Annotated in this window: 6 protein-coding genes; 4 read left to right on the forward strand and 2 right to left on the reverse strand. The window is 33.2% G+C overall.

What is annotated here, in order from left to right; genetic code table 11:
* The first annotated feature begins 62 nt into the window (after positions 1-62).
* From VFM92_RS08650 to VFM92_RS08665, 4 genes are read left to right on the forward strand one after another with little or no spacing between them, the layout of a single operon-like run.
* On the forward strand, positions 63-764 hold the full coding sequence (locus VFM92_RS08650) for a hypothetical protein (RefSeq protein ID WP_325121813.1): 702 nt from the start codon (positions 63-65) through the stop codon (positions 762-764).
* The gene (locus tag VFM92_RS08655; RefSeq protein ID WP_325121814.1) at positions 761-3,532 is read left to right on the forward strand and encodes a TonB-dependent receptor; all 2,772 of its coding nucleotides are present in this window, start codon (positions 761-763) and stop codon (positions 3,530-3,532) included. The genes VFM92_RS08650 and VFM92_RS08655 overlap by 4 nt, the downstream gene beginning before the upstream one ends.
* Positions 3,529-4,737: a DUF4249 domain-containing protein gene (locus VFM92_RS08660; protein ID WP_325121815.1), complete on the forward strand. Its 1,209-nt coding sequence runs from the start codon at positions 3,529-3,531 to the stop codon at positions 4,735-4,737. Before VFM92_RS08655 ends, VFM92_RS08660 begins: the two co-directional genes overlap by 4 nt.
* Complete coding sequence (locus VFM92_RS08665) at positions 4,640-6,916, forward strand: hypothetical protein (RefSeq protein WP_325121816.1); 2,277 nt, start codon at positions 4,640-4,642, stop codon at positions 6,914-6,916. The genes VFM92_RS08660 and VFM92_RS08665 overlap by 98 nt, the downstream gene beginning before the upstream one ends.
* A gap of 42 nt (positions 6,917-6,958) precedes the next feature.
* Here VFM92_RS08665 and VFM92_RS08670 read toward each other — a convergent pair whose 3' ends face one another.
* On the reverse strand, positions 6,959-7,876 hold the full coding sequence (locus tag VFM92_RS08670) for a hypothetical protein (protein ID WP_325121817.1): 918 nt from the start codon (positions 7,874-7,876) through the stop codon (positions 6,959-6,961).
* An 11-nt stretch (positions 7,877-7,887) separates the two neighbouring features.
* On the reverse strand, positions 7,888-9,096 hold the full coding sequence (locus VFM92_RS08675; protein WP_325121818.1) for a hypothetical protein: 1,209 nt from the start codon (positions 9,094-9,096) through the stop codon (positions 7,888-7,890).
* Between the last annotated feature and the right edge of the window lie 903 nt (positions 9,097-9,999).

Genomic DNA, 9,999 nt, shown 5'->3' on the forward strand with positions numbered 1-9,999 from the left:
CGGTTTTGTGAAATTACATATAAAGTTATTTATCAATTTTATGAATTAGTGTTAAACAGACTATGAAGTACAAAATTCTAATTTTAATATTCTTTTCTACGAATTGCTTTTGTCAAATTTCTACTGATGGTTTGCAAATTTCAGAAAATAACAAGCTTTGGTTTGATTCTCAAATTGGAGATGAAAAAAATGCAATTACCGTTGGAGTTGGAGAGAAAATAGTTGTCAAAGCTAAAAAAACATCCCCTTTCATTAATAGAGGTAGGTGGTTCCGGGGCGATGTGCAATACAGGAATGAAGTTTTCCAAAACACTCAATTACTTTTCGATTTATACGAAAACCGCTTATTTACAAAAAATACTAGTACTTTTTATCCTATAAAACTGAATAAGAGCCAGATAGATTGGTTTAAATTTAATGACATCGTGTATGAAAGACATGAGGTTCCAAAAATTGAAGGTGAAAAATCTAAGTTTCTGGAGGTTATTTACAAAGGTCGGCAAACCAGCCTTTATTATTTCAACTTTAGAAAGCTGCGAATACAAAATGGCGTAAGCCAATATTATGATGGACAAGAAATTTGGCTGGAAGATGTTAAAAATAACAACTATTACAGAATAAAAAGGAAAAGAGACCTTAAAAAGCTTTTCCCTGAAAACAAAAAAGATCTTTCATCTTTCTTTAGAAATGAAGGTATTTTGTTTTTAAGAAAAGCATCTAAAAATAAGCTACAAATCTTAGCTAGTATTACCAATCAATTATGAAAAAAGTTTTACTTCTACTCCTTGTGTTTATTTCAACTTTAGAAATATTAAAGGCACAAGTCCCTGATCAAAAATATAATTTTAAATTTGACAGCTTACTTACAGTCAATGCCTTAAAACAAATAGAGGACAAATCTGGCTTTCAAATTTATTACAAAACAAACTGGCTAGAAGGAAAGTATACCACTGCAGACCTTCAAAATGCTTCAATAGAACAGGTACTATCCGTTGTTTTAACGCCTTTAGAGTTATTCAGCTTCATTGATGCGTCTGGGATTTACATTACTTCTGACAAAAAAATCGTTTCCAAATTTCCATTAATAGAAGAAGCCATTAAAGCAGACGAACAAGGTGTCCCTCCTGCCGGCTTGATGTTCAAAAATGATTATGTTATTAAAAGTGACTCCCTTTATAGAGGTCGAGTAATAACGGTTGGTAAACAAGCAAATTTTAAAGAAAATACAAAGTCCCTCATTTCTGGAAAAGTAACTGATATCTATAATAATCCAATTAAAGATGCTATCATCTATACGAAAGACATGAATTCAAGCACAACAAGTGATGATTCAGGTAATTTTTTACTTTCTGTGTCTTCCGGAAAAGTTTCATTAAGAGTACAAAGAATGGGATACATACCTGTTAACGCCAGCGTGGTAGTATATTCAGATGGTCAACTCGATTTTGTAATGAGTGACGATATTATTACGCTTAATGAGGTTTCGGTTCTAGGTGGAATGAGAAGAAACGTTTCTGACCCGATGATGGGGGTAAATAAAATGAATATTGAAGATGTTAAAAACGTGCCTGTTATTCTCGGAGAAAAGGATATTATTAATGTTGCGACCACTTATCCCGGAATTCAGAAAAGTGGAGAAGCCGCAGCTGGTTTTAATGTGAGGGGCGGGAAATCAGATCAAAATTTAATACTTTACGATGGGAATACGGTTTACAACATCAATCATTTCTTTGGATTCTTCTCAGCATTTAATAGTGATCTTCTTCAATCATTAGATATTTATACAAGCAGTATTCCTGCTGAATTTGGGGGTAGATTGTCATCCATTTTTGATATAAATACGAAGACACCGAGCATGAAAGATTTTAATTTTGAACTTGGTGTTTCTCCTATCACTGCTAAACTCAAAACCGAAATCCCAATAATTGAAAACAAGGCAGGGCTTATGCTAGGTTTCAGAGCAACTTACTCCAACTGGATTTTGAAGAGATTACAAAATGTTCAATTTAATCAAAACCGGGTTTCATTTAGTGATTTTAGTGCGGTTTATGCTCATCAATTAGATAAAGATAATTCTGTTAAATTGTCATTATATAATAGTAATGATTACTTTAATATTGCAACGGATACATTATTAAACTTCTCTGATTTCCGATACCAAAACAATTTAGCATCTGTTAAATGGAATCATACATTTGATGAGTATAACGAATCTGAATTTAGGGTAGGTTATACAGGTTACAACTATCAATTGCAAAACGCAGAGTCTGACGTAAATGCGTTTGAACAAACATATGGTTTGCAAGAACTTAACACAAAATTCACTTTTTCTCACTATTATAAAAGCAATGGTAATTTCAAATTTGGTCTAGAATCAAAACTTTACAATATTAATCCTGGAACCAAAACTGCACTGAATGATAGTTCCGAAGTATCAGCCGTTAATATCCAAAGTGATAAGGGGATAGAATCTGCATTATTCGCAAGTTCTACTTATTCACCAGTTAAAAGTTTAAAATTAGATTTAGGCTTAAGATTCTCTAATTTTATGATGCTTGGCGCACGAAATGTCCCCATTTATTTAGATGATGCACTTTATAATTCTGATAATATTATCGATTCTATCAGTTATGGTCCAAATGAAATTGTTAAAGATTATTGGGAATTAGATTACAGGCTATCGCTTAGTTATCTTCTGAATAAAAAAAATTCTTTCAAAGCCTCTTTTAATAAAACCACACAATATATTCATAGTTTATCCAACTCTGCTTCGCTTTCACCAACGGACATTTGGGTATTATCAAACACTTACATCAAGCCACAGATTTCAAATCAGTTTGCAATAGGTTTTTATAAAAACTTAGATGACAATAAATATGAAACCAGCATTGACCTCTACTATAAGTTCATGCAAAACCTTATTGATTTTAAAACCGGTTCAAACTTTATATTAAATGAAAATGTGGAGCAAGTCGTACTTCAAGGTCCTGGAAGATCTTATGGAGCAGAATTTTCTATAAAAAAATCTGGCGATCTAAATGGGTGGTTTAATTATACATACTCAAGAGCCTTTATCAAACTAGATGGTGATTTTGTTGAAGAAACCATTAATCAAGGTCAGTATTTCAGAACGAATTATGATCAACCCCATGCTGTCAATTTAGTAGCAAACTATAAATTAACGCAACGTGTTAGTTTATCAATGAACGGATCCTATAAAACAGGTAGGCCTATCACATACCCAACAGGAGAATATACTTATCGAGGCAAAAAAGTGATTCATTATGGAAATAGAAATGCATTTAGAATACCTGATTACTTTAGAATTGATTTTGGTATTAATTTGGAGGAAGGTCACAAATTAACCAAAAACCTTCATTCATCTTGGTCATTATCTATCTATAACTTATTGGGAAGAGATAACATTTATTCTGTTTATTTTGACTATCAGAACAATGAATTGCAAGGATATGAACTTTCTGTATTCAATCGTCCTATCCCTACATTAACCTTTAATTTACGGTTTTTATGAAAATAAAATTATTAAGCCTATTGATATTGGTGGGCGTTAGTTTTTCTTGTATAAATGAATTTGAATTGACTGGCTTAACATACGACAAGCTTCTAGTTGTAGATGGCATTCTAACTGATGAATTAAAACAACATCATGTTAGATTGACCTATACTTCACCGATAAATTCTGATGATGAAAATAGTAGTCCTCCAGTAAGTGGCGCTCAGGTTTCAATTCTAGATTCTGATGGAAACATTTATAGTTATATAGAAACATCGAATGGAAATTATGTGTCCGAAATAGCGTTTCGTGCTATGCCAGGAAAATCTTATACGCTTCAAATCTCAACCATAGATGGAAATGAATATATATCTACTGAAACAGAGTTAATAAGCTCTCCATCTATAGGTTCAATATATCCAGAACTTACGTTCAAACTTCTTACTGATTTAAATAGAACTGCTCCAGGTGTTCAATTCTATATCGATTCAAAACCAGAAAATGAAGAGCAAATTTATTTTAGATATGAATGGTCAGAGACCTTTAAAGTTATAACACCATTCAAGTCACAATTTGATTACAATCCACAAACTGGTGATTATTTCTTAAGGGAAAATAAAATAGATGTATGTTATCAAACAAATTATTCAGATGAAATAATTTTGGGGAATACAAATTCAAATGCTAATAATCAGTTAACGGAAGTTCCCGTTAATTTTGTGGCATTAGGTCCGAACCGTAATACATCAGATTATTTAAGAAACAGATATTCAATTGAAGTTACACAATACGCAATAAGTGCGGATGATTATAATTATTACCAAAGAATAAAGAAATTGGATGAGGATACCGGAACCCTTTTCGACCAGCAACTTGGTAGTGTAAGAGGTAATATCAAAAGTCTATCTGATGAAGAAGAGTTGGTATTGGGAAACTTTGAAGTCGCAGGAGTAAGTAGAAAAAGAGCATTTTTTGATCCAGAAGATTATGGAGAAAATTTCGAAGTACCTGACTTCAGATATTTCTGTGGAATTGATGAAATAATGACTGTTTCCAACGACAGCCTTTCATACTATATGGATCAAGGTTTTTATAGAATAATAAGTGTTGTTTCTATTCCAATAAATGATGAAGAAATTCGCCTTAGTAGTAGAGGCTGTTCTGACTGTACCTGGTATGCCGATAGTGAAAAACCTGAATTTTGGATTGATGAAGCAGAATAACTTGAAATCTACATTATACTTTTTGATCTTAATACTTTTACCTCTAGTAGCAATTGGTCAAAAAAAGGATTTAAGAGAATCTTTGTATTTGCATACTAATAAACGATTTTTAGTTTCTGGTGAGCGCTTATTATTTTCCGCTTTTTTACGCAGTGATTTAACCAAGAAACTGACTGACAACAGCCGAATACTTTATGTTGAAATTATTGGAGAAAATGGAATTGAAGATCAACAAAAAGTTGCATTAGTAGATGGTTTAGGAGCCGGATCATTTTTTATAAATTCTTCTATTCCATCTGGAAACTACAATTTAGTAGCCTACACCAGGTGGATGCGAAATTTCAATGATTTCTTAACTGTCCCCATCACTATCATTAATCCATATAAACGACCAGAAGAAAAACAGCAGGAATCTATAATTTTAGAGCCCACAGTAGAAGCAATAAGCAAGTTTGATAAAAATGAGATCATTATTGGTATTGAAAACGAGATAAATGTCAAACTATTAAATGTAGAATCATTTACCGCATACTCAGCTGATCTAGTTGATGGAAATGGAGAAATTCTACAATCACTTTCATTTGACGAAAGTGGTATTGATCATTTTACATTTACACCAGAGTCCGAAAAAGATTACAGAATAATATTAGCAGATTCAAGTGGTAGAAGGTATTTCAGTAATATAATTGTCATAGCTAAAGATAAAAGTTTTTTAAAGGTAAATGACTTTCCAAATCGTCATGAAATAGAAATAGTTTCAAACAGAAATTCAAATGAGGACTACCAATTAAAAGTTGGAACCGGTCAAGAAATTATTTCTAGCTATAATTTAAGAACTGGAAATTCTTTTGCAATCCGAAATAATGAAATACCTACAGGATTCATATTACTTGAATTGTTCTATCATAATACTCTGATTGATCAGGCTTGGTATATAAATGAAAAGGAAAGCTTACAGGAAAAAGAAACTATTTCTGAAAAATTCGATACGAGAACCAATGTTTCACTTTCATTTCCAATTCCACAAGGAACGTATTCAGTATCCGTAAAAAAAAGTTATGAACATAGCGAAAGAAGTCCATTCCATTCTGTAAATAATGAAGTCGCATTCAATATAAAGCCTCTTTTTAATAATAGCAAAGAGAATAACTACCTATTTGAAAGAGCAGATTTCAACCAGATAAAATTATTGCCAGAATCGAGAAATGAATTATTAGAAGGAAAAGTAATCGGTGAAAATAGAGATAGTATCGAGTCTGTATTTTTATCATTTGCAGGGAAAAACTATCAAATCGTGAGTAGTGAGGTAAATAAAGAAGGAAATTTCCTCCTTCATTTTGTAGCGCCAAGTAGGAATTCAAATGCGTACATAGGTCTTTTTGAGAATGATCAAACATTTTCTTATGAATTAAAACCACAATTTATAGGCTCAGAATTAGACTTTGATTACGCAGAAGTAAGTCTTACTGAAGAAGAGCTAAAAGAAATAGAGGAAAGAAGCATCAATGTACAAATTCAAGATATTTATCAATCACAGCTTGAGGACAGCTTAAATTTTAGTTACGTTCCGTGGGATAAAACATTAATAAATTTTGAATACGAATATGTTTTAGAGAATTACAAGAAATTTAGAACAATAGAAGAGCATTTAATCGAATATGTTCTCGGAGTAAGAGTACGTAATGACGAAATAAAAATAACACAGGTTGGTGGTCAAGAATCTTTGTCTACTACTTCCTTGATATTATTAGATGGTATACCTGTTTCTTCCAAGCAAATCTTAGAAATAAATCCATTAAAAATCAAAGCCATTCGAACGCGAAGAGATTTAATATTTGTTTATGATAAAGTTTTTAATGGTGTAGTGGAATTTATTTCTTTCGATTCTAATTTATCTGATTTTAAACCTAACAATGCTGAAAAGGTAGAAATAAAGCCTTTAAGTAGATTTACAGCATCTCAAAAGTCAGAAATTATGAAGGATAATATTCCGTTGAGAAATGATCAGCTATTATGGTCCCCTTTTAATAATGTAGAAAATGATAGTTTAAATGTTGAGTTTATGACAAATGATTTGGAAGGTGAATTTCAAATTGAAGTGGAAGGTTTTACTGAAACTGGAAAACCCATAAGCATCATTCAATATTTTAATGTAATGTCTGCAAAAAATATTGAGTAGTTAAGGGATTATTTATTATGAATTGTGACTGATTCTAATAAATCAATTTTGCTTCAACAACCATTTAATCAGATCATCATTATCAACTATGCTCCAGGAGTGTGGGTGTCTTGAATTATATGGTTTCCTATAACCTTTGTTTTCCGTTAGGATAAGTTCCGCTTTATCGTTACCTAGCCTATTGAGCTCGTTAATCATAGCTGAACATTCAGTAACATTCATACTTGTAAAATCTGCATCTCTTTCTTGTAGCCACCATTGAACATCCGGTTCAGAATAAATTCTCAAAGGTATATTTCCAAATTTTTTAACTGCCGATTGAGTGGTATCCGAAAAAGAGTATGGAGAAATTTTATGGAAATTGGATAATGTTGTTTCTGGTGTTCCACCGAATACTTCCTCTATTCTTTTTACCATATAAACATTTTCCTGACTGGGTTCTTTGTTTACGGAAAGTCTAATATCTCTTTTGCTAGAATTATAGAATCGCTCAAAATCTAGAGGTGGGTCAATTCCGAAAACTGCCTTGGGTTTTACTCGTGCATTTTGTGCATACTTAATAGCTGCACTTCCTCCAATTGAGAATCCTCCTAAATAAAAATTTTGTTCTTCAAGATGGTGTTTGCTTTTAATATCCTTAATTATATTATCCAGTGACTCTTGGCTTGAATTATCCACACCAAAAGAGAATATACCATCTTGCAAAGTTGGGATAATGGTAAGCAACCCATTTTGGGCAGTTAATTTTGGTAAATCGGTTTGTTCTAAAACTCGTTCCGCATTTTGCCCAAAGCCTGGAAGAATTACAATATATCCTTTCAAATCTTGCTCTTCAGGGTACATTATGGTGTAGCAATTTTTAGAAGAGTCGCTTTTATCGAGATATACCTTTTCTATTTTCTGCCCGAACAAATTAGAGCAAAAAAAGAGAATTAGAATAGATAGTTTTAGTTTAAGCATAGTTGAATTAGCTAATTTACTGTTTTTTCAAATTTGAATGATTTGCTTTTATTGGTCACTACAATTTCGTAAGTCCCCTCTTTTAAAGCAAGATGGCAGCTTTCTTTTTTATTTTCTATTTCTGTTATGTCAATAGGAATCGCTACATTAATATCTTCTCCTTTTTTGAAAGCCAAAACCATAACCGGAAACTCAATTGGAATATCATTTAATTTAAGTGAAATGTTTTTGTTTCCATTTTCAAATAACCAATTAGGTCTGGTATCATCATATTTAGTATTTGGATGCAAAACTGCAATGTCTGCCCAAGCTTCGTCTCGTTTATACTTTAAAGGATTATTATATTCATCTATCAAAATGCAAGGTTCGTTGATATCAAGTGCCTTCAGAAGAGGATGATTAAATTCAGTTTTACTTCTTTCGCTATATTCATCTTGATTAATAGTCAATGGATCTATTCCGGCATATTCTGTAAGTCTTCCTGCCATCGCTTTTTCCCATCCACTATAATTTCCTTCCATCAGATGATCAAATCCACAATGAATTAGAAATTTTTCATTCGGTCTGGATTCAATAACTTTCTGTATATTTTTTGCCTGTTCGATTTCTCTGTTTTTTCCAAAATCAGTTCCAATTCTTTCATAGGCAAATACTTCATACCCAATCTCAATTGCCTCTCTTATTAAATTGCCAAACTGAGGGTCTTGCGTGTAATATCCAGTCTTTTGAATAGGATATCCACGACTGTTGAGTGCTGAATCTAAATTCTCCCCATTATCTAAAGCTTCCAATCCCAAATTTTTGTATCCATTATCGAATAGTCTTTGAAGTAATGATTTTGTAAAAGCTCTGTGCATGGAATTATGGTGCGCTTCATTAATCATCACTACCTGATTTTTCTGAGCTTCTTTAATAATATAATCAGCAGCATTTACAATAGAATAATTTGAGTTGATGGAATCTATTTGGTTTTTGGTGTAGCCCCTATTTTGGGTTTGCAGCCCTAAATCCCAATGAATTAAGGCATTTTTATAATCGCCTTTTTTAGCAAAGTCAGCTGCTGAGATTTGATATTTCCATGGAATGGTATCATTTAATATTTGCTCCTCTATCTCATAAGTGTATTTATAGTCTGTTAAAAAGTCAATTTGTTGGATTTCTCTTTCTGTGCAGGAGACTAAAAGGTAAATGATTGATAGTAGTAAGGTTGTTTGTTTCATGGAATTATCAGATTTTTAGCAGGTTTTGTTAATAAACGATTTTCCATTTAGAGCTATTATAATTGCGATAAGTCTTTTTACTAGTATTAATTGGTAATGTATGGCAGCGTTAAGTATAAGCGTAGTGCGGGATTTCGGAGCAATTCGCTGTCCGCCCGCACGAAACTTTGATAAATGCTAAAATACTCATTTTTAACGCACAGCCCACATTGGCTATAGCCTAGTGTGTGTGCCCAGTATGGGCACATCTGGTATCGAAGATACCAGATTATTCCAGAGGGTGCAAGTCCCTTACAGGCAAGTTGGTGAAGCCTGTTAGTAAGCCGCAAGCTGGTTTTCCGTGAGGAATGCAGGGAAAAAAGCGGGACTACAAAATCCGGTACTGACAAACAGGAACGGCATACGGAGGCCAGATAGAGAGGGTGAGCAAGCACATCTTTGCAAAGCCCGTAACCAACAATCTCTATTAGGTAGATGCCGCAGGAATCGGAGGAAGGAATATGTCCATACCTGGGGAGATCTTGGAATAGATTCGGTTTCTATGAGCCAAGAAGTCAGCAGAAGTCATAGTAGTCATGGGTAACGAGCCGTAAGAGCTACGGAGGACTTACAAAATGATGAAGGACGGAACGTCTGGTAATTCGAAAATTCGGTAGGGAGGCTCTGCTAGCCCTATCTCAAAAGTAGAATCGAGGTATAGGTGGTGTAAAGAGCGGCTATATTATGCTTGACGAACCGCTGTATACGAGACCCGTACGTACTGTGGTGTGAGAGGCGCACCGTGGGCTTATGGCTCACGGCCGTCTACTCATATATTTACACCATCAAGCTAAAGTACAATTTTAGATTTCTGTAAATTAGCTAAAATTAAAAACGAAAGGAAAGGATTAAATCTGTCTACTA

The organism is Marivirga sp. (assembly GCF_035704835.1).
GTDB lineage: Bacteria > Bacteroidota > Bacteroidia > Cytophagales > Cyclobacteriaceae > Marivirga.